Here is a 23,144-nt window from a genome sequence, read left to right on the forward strand (position 1 = left end):
CAAGGGGTACCTGACCGTCGCATGCACCGAGGACGGGGCCCCCGCCGAAGTGCTGATCCGTATGGCCAAGCAGGGCTCCACGCTCGCATGGGGTTCCGCTCAGGGCGTTCGTCACCGACTACATCGGAATGCGCTTCGAGCCCGCCGGCCTCACCAACGACGCAGAGGTCAAGCAGGCCAGTTCCGTCATGGACTACGTCGGCCGCCGCCTGGGCCTCGACTACCTGCCCTATGACCTCCGGGTGGAACTCAACGTCCTGACCACCGAAGAGCGGGCCACCAAGGAAGCCATCGACGGAGTCGGCGACGCCGTGTGGACCGTGGTGGGCCTGTCCATGTCCGCTCCCTGGTGGCACGACCACGCCGTAGCTGACCCCTCAGCCTGGCCCGAATGCGGTCGTGGAACGGACGGACAGCGGACCAGGTCACCTGAGACCGCAATCGAATCGGGCCAGACCACTTGAGGCGGAAGTCAGATCATTCGAGACGGGACAGCACTCGTCCCGAGGCGGTAATCCAATGAAGACCCGTAACACGGTTGATCCCTCGGTGTCCCTGCAAGGACACCGAGGCCATGCCGACGCGCGTGAGCTGCGCACTCTCAGATAGGAGAGTTGTTCACATGAGAGAGGTGCGCTGCGAGCGATGCGACAACATCATCGGCCTGGGGTGCCCCTGCCCTCCTGACGGCAGTGTGCCCAAGGCGTACCCGGAGACAGGACGTGTTCGGCAGGAGTGGCGGCGGTTCCCCGGCAACGCCATCCTGATCAAACAGAGTGGTAAGGCACACGTTCCGGGCGCCTGCGATCACATGACAGAAGACGAGGTGCGGCCCCCGAAGTGGGGTTGGATTCTCGATCCGTCCCCCGGAGATTGGGACCCTATCAGCGAAGGCAGTCCAGCCGTTGCCACTGGGGGGAACGCGCAGCTGCGGGCGACGAGCCGGTGCATGACGTGCATGGGGACTCTCGGCAGCTGATGATCTGCGGGGCTTGCTGTGCTGTGGGGTAGCTGACCGGAGGGCCGATGGCTTGCCGTCGGCCCTCCTTCGTTTCGTGGTTCTGGGCACGCCGGATGCGGCGCGACTCGGTTCGACAGCAAAACGACTGGGTTCGTGTAGGATCTCGCAGCTCGTGTGATGCAGCGCATCGTGCCCTGCGGTTTCGCCCGAGTCTCCCGCCGTGTCCCGGCCCGCCAGTCTCAGGGTCGTGTCGGAATCCTCGGACCGGCGCTCGCCTGAGCGACGATCTACCCGCTCCCTGACCGGCGGCCAGGCTCAAGTGCTGCCATCGAGATGCGAGCGAGCCGCTTGAACGAAGTCTGTTCGCACTTCGTGGAAACGCTGTCACCGCCCGTGGGGGTAGCGCTCCACAGCCTCGCTTAGCGACAGCTGGTGTGCGTACGTGAAAACGAGGGCCGTGGTGTCAGAGGCAGATAGCAAGTCCAAGGCGAGGATCTGGAGGCCGAGGCGCTGTCCGTACTCCGTGCTGCCCGGGTCGTCGGATTCCATTCCCCGCAGCTCGCGTAGAGAACTGAGAACCGCCGCGATCGGCCGATGCTGATCGGAGGAAACTTCGCGCTGCTCACGCTGCCCGGCTTCTTCGAGTACTCCCATCGCTCGTGCGGCGGTGAGTGCCTGCTCCAGCTCGAAGATCGTCTGGACCATGGCGCCCTGCAAGGCGTAGCCCTTAAAGACGATCTGCTCAGGTCCTTCGAGCTCGATCTTGCGATATGCGTCGGTTGCGCCCACAGACCGAGAATGAGCCGCTTCGAGTCCCAGCTCGGCCTCCGGCAAATCTTCGTCAGCGAGATGTCCTGCTACCTCTCCGGCAGCCAGCCTGAACTCATCCACGGCGCCGAGATATGCGACCCAGACGTCGCGCCTTACGGTCCGACGCCACTGTGCATTTTGGTCTAGTCCCTGAGTCTTGACCGCTTCGATGGCTGCGTTCGCCTGCTCCTGCATGCCGCGTGCCTGCCAGCGGGCCCCAAACAGGCCAAGCGCCACGCCTGCCACCGCGATCAGCGCCGCGAGTACGGCAGCTGCCCCCTCATCCATCCCGGCATTGTTTCACGCCGAAGATCACGCCAAAGGGGAACCCGGCCACGCCGACTGGCGGCTGCGAATGCGACGGGGTAGCCCACCAGTCGCAGCCAACTGGCCACTGAGCGGCCACGGTTCGTGAAATTCGGCCACGGGGCCTGAGATCCCACAGTTCGATGTCAACGGACAGTTCGCCGGGGGCAGACAGGAAAGATCGCGGAAAGACTGGCCAACGGGCGCGAGGGCATGTCAACGTAGACGACCTTGCAAGAAACCCCAGGTCAGAGAGGTGATTGCCCGTGACCGTAGCCCCTGCGGGCCCCGGTTTCTCCACCACCGTCGAAGCCCTGCGACCGCGGGAGTGGCAGCTCGGCCCCGGTCAGCCGACCCTGGTCATGGACCAGTTCTCCGCCGAGGACTTCCACCTGATCGTCGATGATCGCGCGGACGTGCACGTCAGCTCCAAGGACGGCCGGTTCTACCTCGGCTGGTTTCCGCTCGGCCGCCCCGGCACGGATAGCGAGGGATGGAAGATCGCTGTAACCGGAACCGCCAAAGTCCGCGGCTACCAACTGTCGTTTGACACCGAGACGCCGGCCGACATCGTCGCCGCCACCGTAGCGAGTGTGCTGGAGACCTCACGCCGCCTCTGACAGCGCGGACACCGACACGTAGTGACCGCCCTGTGAGCGCTGGCCGTACCGAAGGCCGGCCCGTTCCACTGCCCCCCGTTTCCCCCGAACCCCAGGAGGCTGTCTGTGACGTCCCCGGAGATGACCGTCGGCGATCTCATCGACCTGTTGTCCGGCTGCGACCGGAGTGCTCCGGTCCGCCAGGCCATGAACCCCTTCGCCCCGATGGCGCACCGCTTGGCGCAGGTCCTGCAGTCGGTCGACGAGACCGGCCAGACCGTCGTCTACCTCGCCGAAGGACCGGACCCGGCCGCACAGCTCGGCCACCTTCCGCCGGAGGTCGCCATCGCCCTGACGTGGCAGGGCCCCGTCCAGGCCCCCCCGCGCCGCCCTCGCCGCCGCGCCGGCGGCAACTAGACCCGCACCGAGCCCTTGGAGGCGTCCCTGTACCCCGACTTCCTGCCCGACTCGTCCGCCCCGCGTGGCGGACAGCCCGCGTTTTGGGTCGGCCCCCGGCACCTGGCCGGTGACGATGGGCGCCTCTACGACGTCGTCGCCGACGCGCTTGCCGGCCTGGGTTGGACGAGCCTGACGATCGTCCGCGGACGGCACGAGCCGGACGAGGCGCCGGAGGACCGCCAGGTCCTGCGCAGCACCGTCCTGCACATCAGCCCCGACGCCTTGCGCTGGGCCCAGTGGGGCCTGGCGGACGAGCCGTTCCACCTGGGCGAGCTGCCGATCGCCTGGCAGATTTCCGCCCGAGCCGAGGCGAGCAGCCCGCTCGCCCAGTGGTCGGCCTACTTCACCCGTGACGTCCCCGGCGAGGCGGTGGTCGACTTCCTCATCGCGCTCGACGCTAGCGACCAGCCTGCCGTGCCGCTCGCCGGATCCGAGCTGGTCCTTGACGCTGTCGCCGCCCACGGATGGTTCCGCGACATCGACCAACCCGAGGCGGCGGCGACGGACCCGACGTTGACCTCGCACATCAGCCTCGGCGAGGTCCCGCCCCTCATTCAGGACGCCGACCCGCGGGCCCTGTCCGCCGAGGACGACGAGACGGGACCGGCCGGATGGCAGGCGTGGGCCGAGCCCGCGCTCGGCGCACCGTGTCTGTGGGCGGCATCGTTCGCCGCCAGCGTCCCGCACGATCTCGTCGCCGCCTTCGCCGCCTCCCTCAGCTCGACCGCACCGGTCCTGCGGCGGGTACTGCCCGAGGCCACCCAGGAGCGCCTCCTGCGCGCGCCGGCCCTCTAACGTCCCGCGCGCAACTCTCGACGATCGCAGTCCGGCACCCTCCCAGTTGGGGGGCCGGACTTTCTTGCTTCTCGGGTGAAGTAACCCGGTCTTCGACGCCCAGGAAGATTGCCGCCCGTTGATGGAACGATGTAGGAGGCGGCGATGCACCCCAGCCCCGGCGCCGTTACGGTCATCGCTCTCATCGTCGCCGCAGTGGCAGGCATTTCAGCAGCACTGAAGCTCCGGGCAGGGGCAACTCCTCCATGTGACGCGGGTCTACCAGCACGGCCGCCGTGGCTCCAAAGCTGTCGTGACCTGGTGCGACACCGGGCGGCAGCAGGACGCCTGGTTCTGGAACTGTCACGTTCCCGCAGGCGCGTACCTGCTCGTGAACGCCTGCAGCGGCTACGGGCCGCACAGTCACAACCCGAACGTGCTCTGCTTCCAGCCCGGCCAGGTCCGAGCCTGGGTACCAGGCCAAGCCGCTCGCGCCGCTCAACGCGTCAGCCAGTAACGCACTGCTGCCCCCGACCTGCGGTGGTCGGAGGCAGCAGCGTGACGCGCACGCAGGTCAGCTCGTTGCCGTGGCCTTGTCGAGGGCCTTGTCGAGGTGGCGGTCGACGAGGGCCGGGGAGCCGGAGATGACCAGCAGCAGGTTGCCGTCGCGGATCGCGGTCTGCTTGACCACGGTGCTCCGTCCCCCGGCGATGAACGTCAGGAGCTGGCTCCACTGCTCGTCACCGCTGGCGTGGGGTGCGGGCAGCTTCTGCGAGGTCACGTCGACCGGGGTGCCGCCTGCGACGACCTGATAGGTCGGGCAGCCGGTCATGGCGTCGAAGATCCGGTGGATGCCGTCGGAGAGCTTCTTCACGCTATCGCTGTACAGCTCCTCGGAGATCTCCGAGGAGCTGCCGCCGTAGGTGAAGTCCGCCTTCGCCTTGTGCGGGAAGGCGAGCGTGCCGCCAGTCGCCGCATCGCCGCCCAGCTCGCTCAGGGCGGGGCAGCCGATGACGGTGACGTCGTCGTGCTGGGCCGGACGCTCCGGCTTGGGAAGGTAGCCGCTGCCGAGGTCGCGCGGGTCGAGCAGGCGGGACTCGAGCGCGGCCGAGGAGAGCGCGGCCGGCTTCTGGACGGCGTCGGCCGGCTTTCCGGTGCGGGAGGAGGGGGTCTGGTGCTTGGACCCGGTGGTGTCGGTGGAGCAGGCGGGCACGGCGAGGAGGGCGGCGGTGATGCCGAGTACGGTGGTGGCGACGCGAACGCGCATGACGGAACTGACCCCTTGGTGCTAGGCGACGGGTGGTCAGTGCGGGCCCGCGGGCCCGGTGGGGTCGTAGGAGCGGTGGTCAGTGCCCGAGGTGGCGCAGGCAGTCCTCGAACGTGGCGTGCGTCGCGTCCGCCGGCCCGGAGTGCCGGTTGTACCAGGCGGTGTCGATGCGGGTCTCCTGCTGCTGGTGTCCGGCCCTGCAGCGCAGCCAGATCTCACCGCGGGTGGAGAGGATGAGCCAGTCCCGGTATGCGCCGCACTCGGTGCAGGCGGCCATCTCGCCGTCGAGGACGAGGGGTTGCTTCCACGGCATCATCTTGCCTTCGACCTGGTCGTGGCTCGGCACCCGCAGTTCCGGCGGGAGGAAGTCGTCCACGATGGCGGCCGGCTCGGCGGACTCCGGCTCAGGTGCCGGCACTCCGAAGCCGGGCGGGACCTGGCCCTGCAGCTGCACGTACAGCTCGGCGAACTGTCTCTGAGCTTCGCTCGGCTCCTCGGCCCTGCGGCGTATCCGGTGAAACACCTTGGCGTCCTCCTCTACCTCAGCACCTCGTCCTGCGCGTTTCATGATCGTGCCCGACGCCCCCGGCGGTTTCAATTCACAATGTCCACAGTCACCTCCGGCCAGGTCAGCAGAGGTATTCGGCTTCTCGGCTGCCCAGATGACGAGTTGGCCACGATGCGTGCCTCCATGTGCCGGGGTGGCCATGCCGGGGTGTGCCCGATCACACGCCATCGTCTCCCTCGACCGCTCAACTTCGCGACGCCTACTGGCTCGACTCGCCCCACCTGCGCCACGCCCGTCCGTCCTGCGGCTGCACGGATGCCGACAGCCCCCACATCGGACCTGGTCGCCACCGAGGTTCGATGTGGCGCACGACCATGCTCTGGATGGCGGGCGAAGCGGTGGCGCTGTCCCTTCTCTCGTTGATGAACTGAGTCCGCGTGCAGGCACCCGGCGGGCTCACAGGGTCTTACGTGATGTGTCCTCTCCGCTGAGCTGCCTGCCGGGCGCGGAGGGCCTGGTGGTCGTCCCGCGCGTTGCGGACTGGCGCCCTGCGGCGCTGGTCTCCGGCAGGTGGGAGGCGTCGGCGGGCAGATCGGCGGTCCGCCGCATCCGCCACACGAGCACGTCGCTGACGGAGTCCGCGGTGCCGAGTTCGCGGCGGCCGGCAACGTCGGACAGAAGGACGGCCGTGTCGTGGCCGGCGGCTTCGGCTTCCGCGATGGTCGCCGCCAGGGCGTACCAGCCGGGTTCGGCGAGGATCTGCTCGGCCAGCTCCGGCAGCGCCTCGCGCAGCAGCGCGGTCTGCCGCTGGAGCATCGGTCGGCTCAGGCGTCGGCCGTGCTGGTAGAGCACGCCTAGGGGCTGGGCGGCGGCGGCCTGGTAGGCGGTGCGCAGGTGCGCGGCGGCCCGGGTAGCGGCCTCGGCCTGCTGGGCGTGCCCCTTCCTGGCGTGCCAGTGCGCGGCGGCGGTGATGAGGAAGAACAGCATGTCGATGGCCATGGCCGTGGTGGCTCCGTCCTCGCCGCGGCCGAGGGCCGGGCCGCCTTGGACGAGGTCGCGGGCGGCCTGCCGCAGGGCTCGATCGTGCCCGCGCACGGCGCGGACGTGAGAGCGCGAGGCCCGTTCGAAAGCCGTTGCAGCGTCGCGCAGTTCGCGGCGAGTGTGGGCGGCGGAGGTCTTCGCGAGGGCATCCAGGACCTCGCCGGCCGCTGCGATGTGGGCGGCGGCGACCGCGTCCTCGCCGTGCTCGACGACGAGCACGGCCTGCCACACGGCCGAGGCCGTCCCGCGGCGTGCGGCGGCCGGACTGCCCGGCCCCGTACGGATCGCACCCTCCCGCCGGGCAGCCGGAACGTCCTGCGCGTCGCCGGCCCAGCGCTCGCGGATGCGGGGCAGCGACAGGTCGGGGGCCAGGCGTGCGCCGGGGTAGAACACCGGCTCGCCGTCCTTGTTCAGGTCATCGGGCAGGGCGACCTTGTATCCGAGGAGGTCGCCAGAGGGAGCGGCGCGCTTGCGGATCAGGAGGCCGGCGGCGGCGAGCCGGTCGAAGAACTCCTCGTCGCTCCTCGCGCCGGCCACCGCCCGTCGTACGGTTTCGCGCAGTTCCTCGCGGGCGGTGCGCTCGCGACCCTGCCGCTCGGCTTTGTGGCGTTCGGCGCTGGTGGGCCGTTGGGCTGCGGTGCCGTCGCCGGGTGCGACCTGGTGGAGGCCGAGTTCCTTCTCGATGAGCCGGGCTTCTGCCTGGGCGCGGGCGCCGGAGCGGAAGTCGTCGGGGCGGTGGCCGTCCTCGGTGACGAGGGTGGCGACGATGTGGATGTGGTCATCGGCGTGGCGTACGGCTGCCCAGCGGCAGCCGGGCTGTCCGTCGCCGGGGTCGATGCCGGTGGCGGCGACGATGCGGCGGGCGATGTCGGCCCACTCCTCGTCGGACAGGATCCGGTCGCCGGGGTCGGCGCGTACGGAGGTGTGCCACACGTGCTTGGCCGGGCGGGCGTGCTTGGCGAGGGCCATCACGGGCTGGTCCAGGAGCTGCTGGAGGTCTGTGAGGGTGGCGCTCGGGTCGCGGCCGGGGTCGGGGGACATGCCGTCGAAGGAGGCGACGAGATGGGGGTCGGTGTGATCCTCGTACTTGCCGGTCTCGTAGAGGTAGCAGAGGAGACCTCTGGTATCCGACCCGGACGGGTTGACGCTGGGGATCATGAGCCGTGGTGCTCGATCAGCCGTGTGGCGGCTTCGTGGGCGGCGTCGGCGGCACGCCGTACGGCGGCGACGGCCGCTTCGAGCTGAGGAACGTCTGCACCGGAGTTGAGCGCCTTGACTGCCTGGTTGAGGTTGCTGCCGGCCCAGCCGAGCCGACGTCGGCTGTCGAACAGGGCTGTGATGACTTCGCGCTCGTCGGCGATCTCGGCGCTGGTGCGGTTGAGGTCGCGTGCGGCGGCGAGCGAGGAACGGGCGAGGAACCCGGCGACGGACAGATTGCACTGGGCGGCGGCGGACTTGATCAGGGCGAACTCTTCATCGTTGAAACGTGTGTTGGGCTGGTGGAGGCGTTTCTTCTCGGGCGACTGGCGCGGACGCTGGCGGGCGCGAGGAGCGCGCTGTCGGCGTACACGCGGCTCAGTCTGCTTCTCCTCCTGCCCTGGCTTCGATCCGCCCCCGGTCGAAGCCTCAAGGACCTGCGCCCCCCGGTGCAGGTCGTCTCCCGCCCCCGAGGGGGCGGGTTCGGCGGAAGCTACGCTTCCGCCCCAACTTGCTCGCCGCGAGACCGAGTTGGAGTCGGGATCAGGTTCTGGGGTGGTGCCGTTCTTGCGTGCGTTCGTCATCGGGATTCGGGCCTCGTAGAGCGGGTGCGCTGCTGGATGGTTGCGGCCAGCGCGAGGACATCGGCTGGGCTGGCAAGGACGCGGACCGGCCCGTCGGGGCGGTCCTGGAGGAGCCATTGCCCGGTCGGTGTGAGGACGACGGCGTGTAGGAGTTGCTGGCGGACCAGGACGTCCGCCCAGGCATCGGCCTCGGCGACGGTGGGCTCGGAAGAACGAGGGGGACGCGGAATTACGGCGTACCTCCTAAAGCGGGGCGGTGGCCCGGCACGGAGCCGGGCCACGTTTGCGGGTACGGGCTTTGAACTGGGGTTTTGCCGGTTCAGCCGCACTCGGGGCAGCGCCCGACGTGGCTGTTGAGCGCGCGAGCCATCCGCTGTTTCGCCGAGGCAGCTTGCTTCGCGCTGGACTTCGCCGCCGGCCTGCCTGCGTGCCGCTCGGAGTGAGCGAGCATGAACCCGATCTCTCGCTCGTACTCCGCGCGGACGGTGTTGAACTGGTGGCAGGTCTTCATCGAGCGGTGCTCCTCGTTGTCGTGATGTCCTCGTTCCGCAGCTCCTGGAGGACGAGGCCGAGTCGGTCGTTACCGACACCCGTCAGGCCCTGGCGGCGGATGATTTCGCGCAGCTGCACCCGGGTGATCGCTCCGTTGCCGTCCCGTTCGAGCAGGGCGGGAACATAGGGGCGCACTTCGTGGACAAGCTGGCGCTCGGACTCGCCCAGCTCGCGTGCCGGGCGCTCCGCCTGCGGAGAGCGGGACCGGGCACGCTTGTCCATGTTCTTCGTCCGGGACTTCCTGGCCGGCTTCCGGCGGAGTGGGACCTTGTGTCCTCGGTCCTGGGTGGTCTCGGTCCCGGACTGGGTGGCGGTCGGTCCTCGGTCCTGGGTGGTCTCGGTCCCGGACTCGGTGGCGGTCGGTCCTCGGTCCTCGGTGCTCTCGGTCCCCGACTTCGCGAGGCTCGGTCCCCGATGAGAATCTGGGTCCTGAGCTGCTACTTCTCGCTTGTTGAGGTCGGTCCTCGTGGCCGCTGTGTCCCGCGCTACGGCTTCTGGATCGGCGGGTTCGGTCCCCGGGACCGCGCCGTCTTCCGGGGGCTTGGTTCCCGCGGTCGTTCCAGTTTCGTCGCCCTCGGTCCCCGCGCCGACCTTGACTTCCGGGTCCGCCTCCTCGGGGACAGGTCCCCGAGGAGTCCTCGGTCCTCGGTCCGGGACCGGCTCGTCGGAACCGTCGGGACCGGGGACGGGGACCGGCACATTCGATGTCGGCTGTGCGGGCACCGTGGCCGCCGATGTGCTGCTGTGCGCAGGGGACCAGGGAGAAGGGAGCGGGACCGTGGCGAGCGCGAGCGCGTGTCGCCGGGCGGCGAGCTGGTCGAGCAGCTGTGCCCGCTGGAGAGGGTCGGTGCCGACCGAGGCCCTGCCGACCGCCTTCGACAGGCGTCGCGTCAGCCGCCGGCCTCGACGGTTCCGCTGCTGCTCGGGTGTGCGCTCGGCGAGGCGGGCGGCGAGGGTGACCGCACGGGCGGTGGCTCGGTCCCGGGTGATCTGCGCAGCGTCGCGGTCTCGCGCGGCGATGCCCAGGCGGGACAGCAGCCGCTCGCGTGCCTCCCGGCCCAGGACGGCGATCAGTCCGTTCGAGGCGGCGCCGGGTGTGCGCAGGCGCAGTTCGATGCCCATGGCCAGGTGCCACAGCATCGCCGCCATGACCGGTCCGACGAAGGCGCGGACCGTGCCGCCGATGGGGCCGCTCTCTGCGTAGGCGGGGATCACCTGCACAGTCGTGATCACCCAGACCAGCGTGCCCGGCAGGCCGGGGGCGCCCTGGACGGCGAGGTTCTGCCGTGCCATCAGCGCGGTGGCGAACAGTGCGAGTTCGGCGGCTGCGAACATGCCGGCGCGCTCGGCGGTGCCGGCCATGTCGAGGTAGTCGGCCGCGAACCGCCACGAGGTGTCGGCGCTGTAGGCGGTGCAGCCCAGGGCAGCGACGGCGGCGACCTTGACCGCCGGGCCGCCGAGACGTTTCTGCGCGCGGGTTCCCCGGCGCCGGATAGTCCAGGCGGTTAGCACGAGCGCAAGGGCGGCGGGCACGACGGCGGCGAGGAGGAGAGGGAGGTCCGAAGTAGCACCGAAGGCGAAGACGGGGTGGGTCATGCTGCCTTTCCGAGAGGGGCGTGCGCCGGGGTCGACGTTGCCGGGCGGCCTGCCGGCTGCTGAGTGCCGGGAGCTGCGGGCCCGGGGGTGCCCTTGGCCTTGGAGGTCTTCTTCCGCTCCTTCTTGGAGCGGGGCACGCCGTAATTGCGGTCGCGGTCGAGGACCTTGTTGGCCGCTTGCCGGAGCAGGTCGCGGGCGTGCTTGTGGCTGATCTGCAGGGCGGCGGCAAGCCGGTCGGGCCGCCAGCCCCGGACGTAGGCGTGGTCGATGACAACCTGCCGCTCGGCCTCGGTCAGGTGCACGTCGCGTCCCTGGAAGAAGGCCGCCACGCGCCGGTAGTCCAGGCGCCGGTGCAGTCCGTCGTGCAGCGGGCGCCGCTCGGCTTCGGTGAGCCCGCCCCAGACGCCCTCCTTGAGGACGTTCTCCAGAGCGAAGTCCAGGCACTCGCGGCGTACGGGGCACCAACCGCACAGCTCCTTCGCCTCCGCGATCTCCTCGTGATCCCGGGGCCCGGGGAAGAACACGGCGTCGGCGTCCTCGACGTCCATGCCGTGGCACGCTCCGCGGACGTGCCAGCTGGTGTCTCCGATGCCGCGCAGGCCGGTGGCCGGCGCGTCGTGGGTGGTGATGTGGCGCAAGGCGAGTCTCCGATGTGCTGCCGCGCCGGCCGGCTAGGGCGGTGCTCGGCGGGTGCGGCGTCGGGTGCCAGCTGCGGCGTAGGGCGTGCGACGCAGCCGGTGCGGGACGGTGATGTTGCGGCGGTGCAGCGGACGGAATGCACGCGCCGGAGGCGCCGGATCAGGCCAAGGCGGGCTGCTGGGCCTGCTCGGTGCGCTGTGCCTGCTCGGCGGCGTCGAGGTCGAGACGGCCGGGGTGCGGAGTGGCGCGCGGGGCGGTTCCGCGGGCTCCGCCATCGGGGCCGATCCTCCGGCGGCGGCACGGCTCGCCGGGCTGGGCCAGGCACCACTCGCACCGCACGCTCAGGGCATCGGGCAGCCCCTGCGCGACAGCGGCCTCACGGACTGCGCGGGCGGGCCGATAGGGCGCGAGGGCTGCTCGGGCGGCGGGCGGTATGCAGGAGCCGATCTCCCGCAACCGCGCCTCCAGCTTCGGGTCGACTCCGTCGCGACCGCTGGTGATCGCCCGGGCCTGCGCGGGCTGCGCGGTACCGGCGGCGACGGCGCGGCGGGTGTCGACCAGCTCGGCGGTCCAGGCGGCCTGGTCGTCCGGGTCGACGGACGGTGTCGGGTCGGAGTGCCTCGCCAGGCGGTCGCGCCGGTAGCTCTCCCAGGGACGGGCCAGGTCCGCGGGCAGGATCTGGTACGGCGAGGTGCGGATGTGCTGGCGGGCGGCGACGCGGACGTCCCAGCCGTGCGGGGTGGCCATCGGCACGTCGCCGAGCAGCTCGTGCCACTGGGCGAGCTGGTCGCGGGCCTCGCCTTGGTCGGTGCGGATGGTGCGGGGGTCGAGTCGGCCGATGTAGGCCAGCAGGGCTGCGATTTCGCGGCGGTCCACGGTCAGCCCTCCGTTCCGGTCGGCTCGTCGAGGGCGGCAAGCAGGGCGGCGGTGTGCGCCTCAGTCCGCGTCATGCCCCCCGGTACGGCGGTGTTCTTGCCGGGCACGGCGTAGAGGTTCGGTCGGCTGGGAGCGTGCTCCCGGGCGACCCAGGAGCGCCAGTCGGCAGCCCAGGCTTCCGCCGCCCTCGGAGCATGGCCCGCCCGGTGCGCACGCCACTTCGCGTCGGCGGCCCGCAGGCCCTGCTCGCCGAGGCGATCGAGGTGTCCCTGCTGGCGGGCCCAGGTGTGGGTGGCGGAGTCGACCTGCCACTCGGCAGCCGGGAGGACGGCAGCACCACTACTGCTGTACCTCCGGTTCAAATCAGGTTCACTACGGTTCTGTGTGCCGGTAGCCGGTACATCGCTGTGACGGTGGCCGGTACGTCGCTGTGCCGGTTTCCGCCTCGACCTGCCGGTTTCCGGTACTGCCGGATTCCGGACCCTCGCGAGGGATTCCGGCACCTCACGCGGGCGGATTCCGTACCGCCGCAGAGCCGAGAGCCGAAGCTTCGCGGGGCCCGCGGGCTCGTCTGCTGCTGTGTCGCTGTCTTCCTGCTCCTGCTGCTCGCGCTGGGCCTGGGCGACCACTTCGGCGGCGAGAGGCATGCGGTAGACCGTGCTGCGCTGCGGGCCTACGAGGTCATGGAGCTGTTCCAGCTCGCCGGACAGGAGCAGGCGCTCGACGGCTTCGCGCACCGTGGAGACCGAGGCGCGTGTGCGCTTGGCCAGGCTGGACAGCGAGGCCCAGGAGATGCACTGCTCGTCGGCCACCCGGTCGGCGATCGACAGCAGGACCAGGCGCGCGGCCCCTCGGCTGGAGCTGTGCTCCCACACCCACTCGCGGGCTTCGCTGCTCATCGGCCGCTCCAGACGAGCGGGCGGGTCCGGCTGCTCGCCGGGGCCAGGGTCGTGCGGTCCGGCTCGGGGCGCTGAGGCGCCGAGGCGGTGGTGGCTGCCGCGCAGGCCAGGCGGAAGGGCCTTTTGCGCAGGGCAGGAGGCATGCGATACTTCCCTTTGCAGTGTTGCCACGCTGACGCGCCCCTCGGAAGGACTCAGCGTGGTGATGGTGGGCAATCTCCGCCCTTGCCGGGGCGGGTATGCCGCTTAGCGTTCGGCGTCCGTGAGTTACCGCTCTCGGGCGCCGTCGCTGTTTGCGGACCTTCGCGGTCCGGTCCGTGCTCGCGGTCTCCTCACGTTCGTCGCCGCAGGCGGGCTGCCCGGGGACGACGAACATACGCACGGACCGGTGTCAAGATCCAGACTTGGTTCTTAAACTCTGTACTGGTTGCAGAGAGTCGCCGAACGGTCGTGTGCCGCAGCCGTCCGCACAGGGCCTGGCGGGGTCCGTCCTCGCGTCGAAGCGCACCGTTGCCGCGGTTGCCCCGTACGCCGAGAGCGTTCCATTGTGTCCGAATTGGAGCGGGAGTCTGGTATTCCCCGCAGCGGAAATGCGATGTGGATGAGGTGTTTCCACGGTCGCCTCCGCGCTTTCCGATCGAAGATCAAATACGGCCTGCCAGACGTGACTTATGTCGCTGGCGAATGTGGCTTGCGCCACGTCGCCCGGCGTACTCCTGTCGGCAGAAACGGACAGGTCGACCTGAAACAGGCGGTACGCGCCACACGGAAACGTGCTGGTGGGGAAGAACTTTCCATACGTGTGATCGGCGCGTCAAACTGGTGTTTATGGCGGGGTAGGGTGGCTGAAGTTGCGAGGAAGCCCGCCCTGGAAAGGATCATGGAAGAGTGACCGAAGGTCAGGTGAGCCCCAGGGGGCTCATGGATCGCCTAAACCGCCTGTTCGACACTGTGCACCCGCCCGATCGCGGCCCTTACAGCAACGCTGAAGTGGCCGAACTGATGGAGAAGCGAGGGCTGGGCAAGCTGTCGGGGCAGTACCTTTGGCTCTTGCGGACCGGGCGGCGCGATAACCCGACGAAGCGTCATCTCGAAGCGCTCGCAGGGTTCTTCGGTGTGGATCCCGCCTATTGGTTCGACGATGCTGTCGCCGAAAAGACCGTGCAGGAACTTGAGTTGCTCGCGCTGCTTCGCGACGCGAAGATCAAGAACGTTCTTCTTCGCCTGTCCGACGTCTCTGCAGATGGAAAGGATGCCGTCCTGGGGATCGTTGAGAGCGTACGAAAATCCGAGGGGTTGCCGCCCTCAACTGGCGCGTAAACGGCCGCAGTTCAGTAAATGATCAAGGAAAGCAATGTGGTCTGCACGTAGGCTGCGCCGGCCTGACCTCTTGGCCGAGCTGAAGCTCCCGCACGTCACCAATATCCGCGACCTCAGCGACGAGGTCTCTCGCCGCACGGGACGGACGGTGGTCCTAGAGCCCCGGGAGCAGGCGCCCTCGGTGTGCGGGGCATGTGCCGTTACAGAGAGTGCCGTCCACGTTTTCTACGACCCGTGGACCAGCGTCCTGCACCAGGACCACATCATCGCCCACGAGTTCAGCCACCTACTGCTCGGCCACCACGAGAACCGACCGGTCTCCGCGCTGGCTCCGGCCTTCATCACCAGCGTGGACCCGGCCACCGTGCAGATGATGTTGGGGCGCACCAAGTACGACGAGGACGAGGAGCGAGACACCGAACTCCTGGCATCGCTGCTCCAGCGCCGGATCATCGACCGGTGGTTGCGCAGCGACGAGTCCTCCGGGGACGAAGTGCAGGATCGGGTCACGCACACGCTGCTGCGCCGACGGGAGGCCCGGCCGTGAAGGACCTGCTCCACCCGATCAGCCTCGTCGTCGCGACGCTCGGCTTCCTCTGCCTCCTGCGGGACGTGCCCACGCGGCGCCGCGACCCCGCCTCCGCCGCGCTGGCCGCTGTCTTCCTGCTGTCAGGGCTCTCGTTCCTGTTCTCCATCACGCCGATGTGGAACTACCTCGACCGCGTGCTCGGCACCGTCAACATCTCCGTGCCCCTCGCGCAGGGCTGCGTGGTCGCGCTCCTGGCCTGCCAACAGGTGGTCCTCACCTACTGGGGATCCCCGCCCGAGGTAGCCCGCCGGCGCAGTCGCCGCTGGCTCTGGGCCGGCTTCGCGGTGATCGCCGGGCTGCTGGTGCTGTTCGCCCTGCTGACGCCCAACGCGCCGCACCCGATCGACTTCACGCTCTACTACGCGCACGACGACTGGTACGCCGCGTACCTCACCCTGTACGTCACGGCCTACACCATCGGCGAAGTCTTCCTCGCCCGCGCCTGCTGGCGCCTGGCCCGCCGCAGCACTCGCGGGTCCGTCCGTGTCGGCCTGCTCATCGTCGCCCTCGGCGCGACCGTCACCCTCGGATACAGCGCCGTCCGCATCGGCAACGTGGTCGCCGGCGCCTTCGACACCTCCCTCGCGGAATGGGAGGGCTTTGCCTGGACCTGCGGCGATGTCGGCGCCATGCTCACGCTGATCGGCTGGCTCGTGCCCACCATCAGCGACCAGGCCCAGAGCGTCCGGTACCGGATCAAGCAGTACCGCAGCTACTACGGCCTGCGCCGCCTATGGCTGGCCTTCTACAGGGAGGCACCCGAGATCGAGCTGCCGATCGACAGGGTCGACCCGGCCCAGCGGCGCCGCTTCCGTCGCATCTCGATCCGGCTCTACCGCCGAGCCGTCGAGATCCGGGACGGCCGGTTCGTGATCCGCCAGTACCTCGACGCCGCCGTCCGCGAGGCCAGCGAAGCCCACCACCGGGCCCGAGGACTCCACGGCCAGGAGCTGTCCGCCGCTGTCACGGCCGACCAAATCCTCGCCGGAATCGCCGCCCGGGCCGAAGGCACCCGGCCGGCGCCCGACCAGCTCACCGAATTCGCCGACTCCGAACGCCAGACCAGCGGGCCCATGGACGACATCGACGCTCTCCTCGATGTCGCGCGCCACCTGCCCCGCCAGCCCGCACGAGCCCCCCACCTTGAGCGAGTCTTCGCATGACGAACGACCTCACCCACCAGCCCGCCCACGTCCAGCTCCAGGCACTGGACCGCGGCGAGATCTCAAGCCGCGAACTGCTGGACCTGCACCTCGCCCAGATAGACGCCAGCCAGATCAACGCCGTCGTCACCCGCGACGATGGCGCGGCCCGAGCCGCCGCGCACGCGGCCGACGAACGCCGCGCTCGCAACGAGAGCACTGGCATCCTTGACGGCCTTCCCCTCACGATCAAGGACAGCTTCGAGACGGCCGGCCTGCGCACCACCAGCGGCGCCGAAGACCTCGCCGACCACGTGCCCGCCCGCGACGCCGACGCGGTCGCCCGGCTCCGCCACCAAGGTGCCGTCATCATGGGCAAGACCAACACTCCGGCGTACTGCCAGGACCTGCACACCGACAACGCCCTGTTCGGCCCCACGCTCAACCCGCACGACCCCAAGCACACCACCGGCGGCTCCTCCGGAGGCCCCGCCGCAGCAGTCGCCGCACACCTGACCCCCGCCGACCTCGGCAGCGACCTCGCCGGCTCCCTGCGGCTCCCCGCCCACTACTGCGGCGTCTACGGCCTGCGCCCCACCCACGGACTCATCCCAGCCCGCGGCCACATCCCCCGCCCGCCGGGATGGATCACCAGCAGCGACATGGTCACCCCCGGCCCCCTGGCCCGCCACCCCCGCGACCTCGACCTGCTCCTCGCCGCACTGACGACACCGTCACCCGACGAGAACAACCCCTGGAGCGTCACGCTGCCCACGGCGCAGCGCCCGATCGGCCAGCTCCGCGTGGCGGTGTGGGCCGACGACGCGAGCTGCCCCGTCGACCGCAACATCGCCGACGCTGTCGCCGCCCTCGAAGGGACACTCGCCTCCGCCGGCGCCAGTGTCCACCGCACTGCGGGGTCGGTCCGCTTCGCCGAATCCCTCCGCCTCTTCGAGCAGCTCCTCCACGCCACCACGACGGCCGCCACCGACGATGCCGCCGGCGCGGCCGAACTCGCCGCCGCCCGTGACCTGCACACGGACGACGCGAGCCCACGGGCCGCCATCCTCCGCCACCGCACGCAGACACACCGCGCCTGGCTCCGCGCCAACGAGGAGCGCCTCCGGCTCCAGCAGACGTGGCACCGGTTCTTCACCGACGGTCAGTACGACGTCCTCATTACGCCCGCCGCTCCCACCGCGGCGATCCCAGCCGGGAGCCGTTCTCTCACGGTCGACGGCGTCGAACGGAGCTACTTCGACCAGACCGGCTGGGCCAACCTCACCAGCCACATCGGCCTGCCCAGCCTGGTCATGCCTGTTGCGCACGGCGCCGACGGCCTCCCGATCGGTGTGCAGCTCGTAGGACCGGCCTATTCGGACCGGACCCTGCTCGTGATGGCCGAGCACCTCGCGCTCCTGCTCGGAGGGACGGCCGAGGGCGTCATCGCACAACGGAGCGGATGACCTCTACGTCACCGTTGTAAGTGACTGCGTCTTCATCGGCGGTAGGCGGTTCGAACCGAGCGAAGAAGTCGTCCAAGGCTTCAGGCGTGACGGTCAAGGCATTGGCGTCTCGACGGAGCGCGGCGGGTCGATGAAGGCGAGCGTCCCGATCGCGTACGCGGAGTCGAACGGCTCGGCTCCGGCCAGGTACTCGGTCACGTCTGCTTGGACGAACTCCACGCCGTCAACGTCTGCGTGGGCGGAGACGGCGCGTTCATGCTGGGTCGGGGACAACTCGATGCCGGTGACGCGGGCTCCGTGAGCCTGGACGAGGTGGACGGCGTGGTGGCCGGCTCCGGACCCGATGTCCAGGACCCGGCGGCCGGCGACGTCACCGAGGACTTCTGCACCCGGTCCGATCCCTTCCCAAGGCGTCCAGCCGAGCCGGTCGGGGATGGGAGGCGTGTAGGAGCGGGCCAGTTGGCGCTGGCCGTAGATCTGCCAGGCCCGGGTGTTGGTGTCCTCGGCGGGCACGGTTGCCTCCTGGGTGGGGGTGTCGGGGATCAGGTGTGCGTGATCAGGTAGGCGGGGCCCTCGCCGCGCCGGGCTCGTTCGATGGCGTCGAGGCGGGCGAAGGCGAGCGGAGCCATCAGCTCCTGCCAGGTGGCGAGGTCGTGGACGGCCCACATGTCGTGCTCCGCGGGATCGAACGGATCCGGCCGAGATGGCTGGCGGTCAGCCAGCCTCCGTCGAAGATGAGCCCCACCTTGTTCAGCGGCAGGCGCGGCCCGGCGTGCAGGAAGTGCGTCAGGAGCAGCTTCGGCGTTTCCAGGCCGAGTTCGAGGCCCGTCTCCTCGACCGCCTCGCGCCGTGCGGTCTGCAGCGGGTCCTCGCCCGGGGCGTCCAGGTTGCCACCCGGGAACTGCCAGAGTCTCGAGCCGTAGACCGAGCGCAGTTGGACCGGCCGGTCGTTCTCGTCGCGGATGTACAGGCAGCCGTACACCGTGTGGTGGGGGACGGTCTGCGCGTACTGCGTGGGCGTCATAGGCATGGGGCGGCCGGGCCGGGCCGGGCGGTGGTCGAACGCGAGGGCGAGAACGCCGAGGGCTTCCTTGGCCGGCGAGTAGATGCCGCGGAGGTTGGCGAGCAGCTCTCCGGGCGGCCCGTCCGGGTCGATGCGCACGGTGTCCTCCGAGCTGAGCAGATCCTCGAAGGAGTGGTACGGGGTGATCCGCTTAACGATGACGTCGAGTTCCCGCCCGGTGTCCCGGTCGTGGAAGACGACCGTGTCACCGACTGCGACGGCGCGCTTCTGCGGGGTGGCCACCCTCACTTCGATCGTCTTGCGGCCTGCTTCCACTTGGCGGTAGTACCGCCCGAGCAGGTGCATGTGGTGCTCTTGTGGTTCCCCTCCGGTCGCCGGACTCGGGACGGCTGGGATCGCCTGTTGGGTGTCGTCAGGCATGCGTTCCTCCGTTCGATGCGGTCCGTCCGTTGCGGCCTTGGGATCGCAGGCGCGCCAGGGTGGGGTGGCCGCGCTCCTGTGGTTCCGAATCGGCGTGGGTGGCGAGAAGGTGGACGAGGATGCCGGCTCGCTAGGGCAGTTCGATCGGTCCGTAGCGCGCGTGCGGCTCCTGCCGCATCAGCGCGTCGTACCGATCCGCTACCGAGAAGTGCCAGAACTCGGTCGCATAGTTGGTAAAACCTGCGTTCTCCATAGCCTTGAGCAGCAGCGTGCGGTGGTGGCGCGCGTGATCACTGAGGTTCGGGGCGTGAGTGAAGCAGGCGCCGTCGCTCTCCTCGGGGGAGGCATTGACGCGGGTGCCGAGGTCGAGTTCGTGGCCGTCCTGGTCGACGAGGGTTACGTCCACGGCCGCGCCCGCGGAGTGGGGCGCGATCTCCGGCGGCGACACGTACCGGCTGGCGGCCTGGTGCAGCTGCTCAGCTGTCCAGCCGGGGTGAGCGGAGGCCAGCTCGTCCCGGTACTCGGTGAAGTAGTGCTGCTGTAGGGCCAGCTGCCGGTAGCCCTCGATGAACAGCAGGTCGATGCCAGCGGGCAGGAGCGAGCGGGCGTGCTCCAGCCGGGTCAGGACGCCCTCGCGGACGTGGGCGAACGCGCCCAATAGATCTTGCTTGCGGGGATCGACGCGGAAGCTGTGGTCACGCACGTCGATGAGCGGCTCCCCGCACTCGCGCACCGGGATCGCGGCGACCCGCGGATCGGACATCAACACCAGAGGGTTCATCGAGTCTCCCTGCGACGGCTTGCACTGCGGTGACGGGATGGGGGAGGCAGAGGCCAGGTCGGTTTCGCCCACGATTCGCGCGACGGTCTCCTGCAGCGTGCTGTCGGCCGGGATCACGGTCTCCAGACCGCCGGGCAGCAGATCCAGCTCGCGGTACCAGGAGGCCAGGTGGTTGTTGGTGACTTGCGTCAGGTACGCGGCATCCGCCTTCGACGCGTGTCGGACAAACGTCGATTCCAGCGGCACGTCCAGGTAGTAGCAGCAGGAGACACCGCGGTGGTCCCGCACCAGAGACGTGATCAAGTGGCTGTAGCGGTCGGCGTACAGGAGCCCTTCAAGCACCACGTGAAAGCCGGCGTTCAGTGCTTCGCGTGCGATCCTGCCCAGCAGGGCGATGTTGGCGCCGCGCGCGGTGTCGTGTTCCCTGAGCACGTTCCGGCGGATCACGTCCTGGCCCACGATCGCGATACCGCGGCCGTAGTGATCTCGCAGGCCCTGGGCCACGCTTGACTTGCCTGACGCCGAGTTGCCGCGGATCACCACCAGACGGGTGTCCTCACGGCCGGCCGCAGTTGCAGTGGACACACGACGGTGTGCGCCGCTCGGAGTGCCGGTCATGCGCGCCAGCCCGTCTCGCTGTACAGGTCCCCGTTCTGGATCTTTGCGATGGCTTGGCGGGTGTAGGAAACGAGGTTGTCGGGCAGCGCGGCGGGATCCCAGAACTTCCACTGGGTGCACTTGTCCGGCTCGCGTAGTTCCGGATCGCCGCTCCAGGTGCGAGCGCGGAAGAACAGGCCCATGCGGGGCCGGTCCCCGGCCTTGTCGATGTGGTGGACGACGTGGACGAGTTCGACGTCCTGGCGCTCGATGCGCAGGCCGGCTTCCTCCCGTGCCTCCCTGATCAGGCAGGTGATGGCGCTCTCCTGCTCGCAGTGGCCGGCCAGGACGTGCCAGGTGGACGGCGCGAACTCGGAGTCGGGGTGGCGCAGCCCGAGCAACACCGTCCCGTCGGGCCGCTCCAGGTAGAGGTGGACGCCGATGACGTTGAGGACCGTGCCGTGCGGCGAAGCTGGGCGACGCTCCTCGTGCGACGCGAGCCCGCTCTGCGACGCAGTGCTGGAAGCGTTGGCCGGGAGGCTGGCGGCGTGGCGCCGTACGAGGTCGCTGGTGGTGTCTGCGATGCGCAGGCGGTGGAGGTCATCGGGGGCGAACCAGGCCAGCATCACCCCTTCCGTCAGGCGGAGTTCGCGGGGATCGCCGTTCCAGCGGCCAGCGTAGATGGCGATGGGCACGCTCGCGCCGGCGTCGTCGGAGGCGTACTCGGTGCCGAACGGGGTCAGGTCGGCGATGTCGAGGCCGGCTTCCTCGGCCAGTTCGCGCCGCACGGTGTGTTCCAGGGTGACGTCCTGGGGCTCTCGGCCGCCGCCCAGCAGTGACCACATGCCCGGCTCCCAGATCCGGCCGGGGAAGTAGTCGCGCAGGTGGAGCAGGTACTCGCCGCGGTCGTTGTAGATCAGGGCGGAGGCGTTGGCCGTATCCGGTTCGGTCTCCGGCGCGAGCTTGAGCAGCTTCTCGCGCAGTGAGGGGGAGGACGCCCTGTCCACGGGACGCCACTCGATGCCGCCGACCTCTTCTTCCTGCAGTACCACGGGCACATCTGTTGCGGGGTGCAGGCGGAAGAGGAACCGGAGGTCGAAGTGCTGGTGGCCGGGTTCGCCTTTGCCCGGGTGGGCGTCGATGTCGTGGATGTCGATGTCGAACGGCACGGCCTCGTAGCCGGGCCACGGTGCCACGGCCTGGGGCGGGATCCCGGTCTCCTCGTGCAGCTCCCGCAGCGCCGCTGCTGCCAGGGACTCGTCGGCGGGCTCGGGGTGTCCGCCGGGGGCGAGGACCTTCCCGCTCGCCAGGTGCAGCACGTGCAGGACGCGGCCGAGCGGGCCGACGACGATCGCGCCGCAGGTGACGTGTCCGGTGAAGGTGGAGCGGCTGGCGATGTTGGTGGGACGTTCGAGGGCGTCCAGGAGGCCGCCGAGCTGCTCGCGCTCGTGAGGGTGGCGAGCGAGGTAGGTCTCGACGGTGGTGCGGATGTGGTCGTGCGACAACGGCATGGGGCTACCTCAGAGGGCCGTAGAGCGGGAGGAGTCGAGGCGGGGTGCGTGTTCGGGTCAGCTCAGCCGCATCCCCTCCGCAGGGATCTCCTCGATGGGGGCGGAGCGAGCGGTGGGCAGGCCCCACCGCTCGCGTGCCGTCTCCGCCGCGAGCTGGGCTTGCCGCGCGCCGGGCGGGCCCCAGCCCAGCAGGGCGGCTGCCTGGGCGGGGGTGGCGAGCAGGCGGGCGAAGGGGTGGCCGGTGGCGGGGTCGACGGCCGTCGGCCCGATGTCGGTGACCCGGGCGGCCAGGCGGAGCCGGGCGTTGGGCCCCACGCCGCCGTAGACCTTGCCGGTCTCGTCCAGCACCCAGCCCAGTCGCACCGGTTCGGCCAGGGTGAGCTGGGCTTCCTCGGCGGCTTCGCGGTGCAGGGTGTCCTCTGGCGTCGCGTCGGTCGTCTCCACGGTGCCGCCGGGCAGCATCGGCAGCGCGCCCCGCGGGCCGGGGTCGGCCACCAGGACGACCCGGCCGTCGGGGATGAAGCACCACGCCCAGGCTTGCTGCACGGGCAGCTGCCCGGGGACGGGGCCGCGGTTGAGAGGGCTGTCCCACAGAGGCCGGTACCGGACGTGGACGTCATGGCGGTCCAGCGCCGGGACGTCGAAGATGTGCCGGCCATCGGCGAGGTGAGCGGTGGCGGTGTTTCCGAGCCGGGCACGGTAGGCGGCGAGCATGATCTGCCCGTCCACGGGCCGCAGCCGCTGCACTGCGTCCCGGGTCTCCAGGAAGGCGTACTCGGACAGCTCCTCGTGCGGCAGGCGGATCGCCTCCACCTGGTCGGGGCGGAGGGTTCCCCCGTCGAAGACGAACCGGATCTCGCCGGGGCATGCCGTGGCGGGCTGGAGGTCGGGGTGGTGCGGGGAGAAGGAGTGGACGGCGAGCACGGCCGACAGGGGTAGATCCAGGCCCAGTTCCTCGGTGATCTCGCGCCTGCAGGTGACGTGCGGGTGTTCGCCGGCTTCGACGACGCCTCCGGGCAGCAGCCACGAGTCGTCCTCGCGATAGGTGGGGTGCACCAGCAGGACCCGGCCGACCTCGTCGGTGATGATCGCGGCGGCGCCGAGCCACGCCGCATGCCGGGATGCGGCGTCCTGCGCTGCGGGCAGAGCGGCACGCGGTGAGACGTGATCCGAAGGGGAGACGGGAGAGGCCACGTATCTCTGCCTTCCGAGACGGTGTACGGGCG

25 protein-coding genes are annotated in these 23,144 nt (G+C 70.0%); 8 read left to right on the forward strand and 17 right to left on the reverse strand.

The genetic code is table 11. The features are described from left to right. The first annotated feature begins 128 nt into the window (after positions 1-128). A complete protein-coding gene (locus tag ABZ016_RS22705; protein ID WP_356918461.1) occupies positions 129-464 on the forward strand; it encodes a hypothetical protein in 336 nt (111 codons plus the stop codon). A gap of 881 nt (positions 465-1,345) precedes the next feature. Here ABZ016_RS22705 and ABZ016_RS22710 read toward each other — a convergent pair. Continuing rightward, positions 1,346-2,059 carry a hypothetical protein gene (locus ABZ016_RS22710; RefSeq protein ID WP_356918462.1) on the reverse strand — a complete coding sequence of 238 codons (714 nt, stop codon included), beginning with the start codon at positions 2,057-2,059 and terminating at the stop codon, positions 1,346-1,348. A gap of 284 nt (positions 2,060-2,343) precedes the next feature. On the opposite strand from ABZ016_RS22710, the gene ABZ016_RS22715 reads away from it, so the two are divergent. The 3 genes from ABZ016_RS22715 (at position 2,344) to ABZ016_RS22725 (ending at position 3,930) form a co-directional block, all read left to right on the forward strand. Continuing rightward, on the forward strand, positions 2,344-2,697 hold the full coding sequence (locus ABZ016_RS22715) for a DUF317 domain-containing protein (protein ID WP_356918463.1): 354 nt from the start codon (positions 2,344-2,346) through the stop codon (positions 2,695-2,697). Between the two features lie 105 nt (positions 2,698-2,802). Continuing rightward, positions 2,803-3,093, forward strand: a complete 291-nt coding sequence (locus ABZ016_RS22720; protein WP_356918464.1) for a hypothetical protein — start codon at positions 2,803-2,805, stop codon at positions 3,091-3,093. Between the two features lie 15 nt (positions 3,094-3,108). Then, the gene (locus ABZ016_RS22725) at positions 3,109-3,930 is read left to right on the forward strand and encodes a DUF317 domain-containing protein (protein ID WP_356918465.1); all 822 of its coding nucleotides are present in this window, start codon (positions 3,109-3,111) and stop codon (positions 3,928-3,930) included. 553 nt (positions 3,931-4,483) lie between these two features. On the opposite strand, the gene ABZ016_RS22730 is transcribed toward ABZ016_RS22725, so the two are convergent. From ABZ016_RS22730 to ABZ016_RS22775, 10 genes are all read right to left on the reverse strand, one after another. Further along, a complete protein-coding gene (locus tag ABZ016_RS22730) occupies positions 4,484-5,176 on the reverse strand; it encodes a hypothetical protein (RefSeq protein WP_356918466.1) in 693 nt (230 codons plus the stop codon). Between the two features lie 79 nt (positions 5,177-5,255). Continuing rightward, complete coding sequence (locus tag ABZ016_RS22735; RefSeq protein ID WP_031102860.1) at positions 5,256-5,699, reverse strand: hypothetical protein; 444 nt, start codon at positions 5,697-5,699, stop codon at positions 5,256-5,258. A gap of 441 nt (positions 5,700-6,140) precedes the next feature. Then, entirely contained in the window at positions 6,141-7,883 is a 1,743-nt protein-coding gene (locus ABZ016_RS22740; RefSeq protein WP_356918468.1) for a relaxase/mobilization nuclease domain-containing protein, read from the reverse strand. After that, positions 7,880-8,506 (reverse strand): hypothetical protein, encoded by a 627-nt coding sequence (locus ABZ016_RS22745; RefSeq protein ID WP_356918470.1) that lies wholly within the window; start codon positions 8,504-8,506, stop codon positions 7,880-7,882. Before ABZ016_RS22745 ends, ABZ016_RS22740 begins: the two co-directional genes overlap by 4 nt. 319 nt (positions 8,507-8,825) lie before the next feature. Then, positions 8,826-9,017, reverse strand: coding sequence for a hypothetical protein (locus ABZ016_RS22750; RefSeq protein ID WP_030422103.1), 192 nt, complete (start codon positions 9,015-9,017; stop codon positions 8,826-8,828). Beyond that, on the reverse strand, positions 9,014-10,654 hold the full coding sequence (locus tag ABZ016_RS22755) for a hypothetical protein (protein WP_356918471.1): 1,641 nt from the start codon (positions 10,652-10,654) through the stop codon (positions 9,014-9,016). The genes ABZ016_RS22750 and ABZ016_RS22755 overlap by 4 nt, the downstream gene beginning before the upstream one ends. Next, positions 10,651-11,292: a WhiB family transcriptional regulator gene (locus ABZ016_RS22760; RefSeq protein WP_356918472.1), complete on the reverse strand. Its 642-nt coding sequence runs from the start codon at positions 11,290-11,292 to the stop codon at positions 10,651-10,653. Before ABZ016_RS22760 ends, ABZ016_RS22755 begins: the two co-directional genes overlap by 4 nt. 160 nt (positions 11,293-11,452) lie before the next feature. Further along, positions 11,453-12,169 (reverse strand): hypothetical protein, encoded by a 717-nt coding sequence (locus ABZ016_RS22765; protein WP_356918473.1) that lies wholly within the window; start codon positions 12,167-12,169, stop codon positions 11,453-11,455. A gap of 2 nt (positions 12,170-12,171) precedes the next feature. Further along, a complete protein-coding gene (locus ABZ016_RS22770) occupies positions 12,172-13,068 on the reverse strand; it encodes a helix-turn-helix domain-containing protein (RefSeq protein WP_356918474.1) in 897 nt (298 codons plus the stop codon). Beyond that, positions 13,065-13,211 carry a hypothetical protein gene (locus tag ABZ016_RS22775; protein ID WP_210964443.1) on the reverse strand — a complete coding sequence of 49 codons (147 nt, stop codon included), beginning with the start codon at positions 13,209-13,211 and terminating at the stop codon, positions 13,065-13,067. Before ABZ016_RS22775 ends, ABZ016_RS22770 begins: the two co-directional genes overlap by 4 nt. Before the next feature lie 745 nt (positions 13,212-13,956). On the opposite strand from ABZ016_RS22775, the gene ABZ016_RS22780 reads away from it, so the two are divergent. From ABZ016_RS22780 to ABZ016_RS22795, 4 genes are read left to right on the forward strand one after another with little or no spacing between them, the layout of a single operon-like run. Continuing rightward, positions 13,957-14,388, forward strand: coding sequence for a helix-turn-helix domain-containing protein (locus ABZ016_RS22780; protein WP_355720378.1), 432 nt, complete (start codon positions 13,957-13,959; stop codon positions 14,386-14,388). A gap of 34 nt (positions 14,389-14,422) precedes the next feature. Then, entirely contained in the window at positions 14,423-14,935 is a 513-nt protein-coding gene (locus ABZ016_RS22785; protein ID WP_306688730.1) for a hypothetical protein, read from the forward strand. Next, complete coding sequence (locus tag ABZ016_RS22790) at positions 14,932-16,140, forward strand: MAB_1171c family putative transporter (RefSeq protein ID WP_356918475.1); 1,209 nt, start codon at positions 14,932-14,934, stop codon at positions 16,138-16,140. The genes ABZ016_RS22785 and ABZ016_RS22790 overlap by 4 nt, the downstream gene beginning before the upstream one ends. Continuing rightward, positions 16,137-17,585, forward strand: coding sequence for an amidase family protein (locus ABZ016_RS22795; RefSeq protein WP_356918476.1), 1,449 nt, complete (start codon positions 16,137-16,139; stop codon positions 17,583-17,585). The genes ABZ016_RS22790 and ABZ016_RS22795 overlap by 4 nt, the downstream gene beginning before the upstream one ends. 93 nt (positions 17,586-17,678) lie before the next feature. Here ABZ016_RS22795 and ABZ016_RS22800 read toward each other — a convergent pair whose 3' ends face one another. The 6 genes from ABZ016_RS22800 to ABZ016_RS22825 all read right to left on the reverse strand — a co-directional run bounded on the left by ABZ016_RS22800 (position 17,679) and on the right by ABZ016_RS22825 (position 23,112). Then, positions 17,679-18,098 carry a methyltransferase domain-containing protein gene (locus ABZ016_RS22800; RefSeq protein ID WP_356918477.1) on the reverse strand — a complete coding sequence of 140 codons (420 nt, stop codon included), beginning with the start codon at positions 18,096-18,098 and terminating at the stop codon, positions 17,679-17,681. A 29-nt stretch (positions 18,099-18,127) separates the two neighbouring features. Next, on the reverse strand, positions 18,128-18,253 hold the full coding sequence (locus ABZ016_RS22805; protein ID WP_356918478.1) for a hypothetical protein: 126 nt from the start codon (positions 18,251-18,253) through the stop codon (positions 18,128-18,130). After that, positions 18,214-19,029 (reverse strand): NUDIX domain-containing protein, encoded by an 816-nt coding sequence (locus tag ABZ016_RS22810; protein ID WP_356918479.1) that lies wholly within the window; start codon positions 19,027-19,029, stop codon positions 18,214-18,216. The genes ABZ016_RS22805 and ABZ016_RS22810 overlap by 40 nt, the downstream gene beginning before the upstream one ends. Before the next feature lie 130 nt (positions 19,030-19,159). Continuing rightward, entirely contained in the window at positions 19,160-20,428 is a 1,269-nt protein-coding gene (locus ABZ016_RS22815; protein WP_356918480.1) for a M15 family metallopeptidase, read from the reverse strand. Then, a complete protein-coding gene (locus ABZ016_RS22820) occupies positions 20,425-21,918 on the reverse strand; it encodes an NUDIX domain-containing protein (RefSeq protein ID WP_356918481.1) in 1,494 nt (497 codons plus the stop codon). Before ABZ016_RS22820 ends, ABZ016_RS22815 begins: the two co-directional genes overlap by 4 nt. Positions 21,919-21,975: 57 nt before the next feature. Further along, positions 21,976-23,112 carry an NUDIX hydrolase gene (locus ABZ016_RS22825; protein ID WP_356918482.1) on the reverse strand — a complete coding sequence of 379 codons (1,137 nt, stop codon included), beginning with the start codon at positions 23,110-23,112 and terminating at the stop codon, positions 21,976-21,978. Positions 23,113-23,144 lie beyond the last annotated feature (32 nt).

The organism is Streptomyces sp. NPDC006372 (assembly GCF_040612515.1).
Taxonomy (GTDB): Bacteria; Actinomycetota; Actinomycetes; order Streptomycetales; family Streptomycetaceae; genus Streptomyces.

Bases quoted from the DNA above. Each gene is read 5' to 3' on its own strand.
- ABZ016_RS22705 (WP_356918461.1), top strand. From the start codon at position 129: ATGCGCTTCGAGCCCGCCGGCCTCACCAACGACGCAGAGGTCAAGCAG.
- ABZ016_RS22710 (WP_356918462.1), bottom strand. From the start codon at position 2,059: ATGGATGAGGGGGCAGCTGCCGTACTCGCGGCGCTGATCGCGGTGGCA.
- ABZ016_RS22730 (WP_356918466.1), bottom strand. From the start codon at position 5,176: ATGCGCGTTCGCGTCGCCACCACCGTACTCGGCATCACCGCCGCCCTC.
- ABZ016_RS22740 (WP_356918468.1), bottom strand. From the start codon at position 7,883: ATGATCCCCAGCGTCAACCCGTCCGGGTCGGATACCAGAGGTCTCCTC.
- ABZ016_RS22745 (WP_356918470.1), bottom strand. From the start codon at position 8,506: ATGACGAACGCACGCAAGAACGGCACCACCCCAGAACCTGATCCCGAC.
- ABZ016_RS22750 (WP_030422103.1), bottom strand. From the start codon at position 9,017: ATGAAGACCTGCCACCAGTTCAACACCGTCCGCGCGGAGTACGAGCGA.
- ABZ016_RS22755 (WP_356918471.1), bottom strand. From the start codon at position 10,654: ATGACCCACCCCGTCTTCGCCTTCGGTGCTACTTCGGACCTCCCTCTC.
- ABZ016_RS22770 (WP_356918474.1), bottom strand. From the start codon at position 13,068: ATGAGCAGCGAAGCCCGCGAGTGGGTGTGGGAGCACAGCTCCAGCCGA.
- ABZ016_RS22775 (WP_210964443.1), bottom strand. From the start codon at position 13,211: ATGCCTCCTGCCCTGCGCAAAAGGCCCTTCCGCCTGGCCTGCGCGGCA.
- ABZ016_RS22785 (WP_306688730.1), top strand. From the start codon at position 14,423: ATGTGGTCTGCACGTAGGCTGCGCCGGCCTGACCTCTTGGCCGAGCTG.
- ABZ016_RS22795 (WP_356918476.1), top strand. From the start codon at position 16,137: ATGACGAACGACCTCACCCACCAGCCCGCCCACGTCCAGCTCCAGGCA.
- ABZ016_RS22805 (WP_356918478.1), bottom strand. From the start codon at position 18,253: ATGTGGGCCGTCCACGACCTCGCCACCTGGCAGGAGCTGATGGCTCCG.
- ABZ016_RS22810 (WP_356918479.1), bottom strand. From the start codon at position 19,029: ATGCCTGACGACACCCAACAGGCGATCCCAGCCGTCCCGAGTCCGGCG.
- ABZ016_RS22815 (WP_356918480.1), bottom strand. From the start codon at position 20,428: ATGACCGGCACTCCGAGCGGCGCACACCGTCGTGTGTCCACTGCAACT.
- ABZ016_RS22820 (WP_356918481.1), bottom strand. From the start codon at position 21,918: ATGCCGTTGTCGCACGACCACATCCGCACCACCGTCGAGACCTACCTC.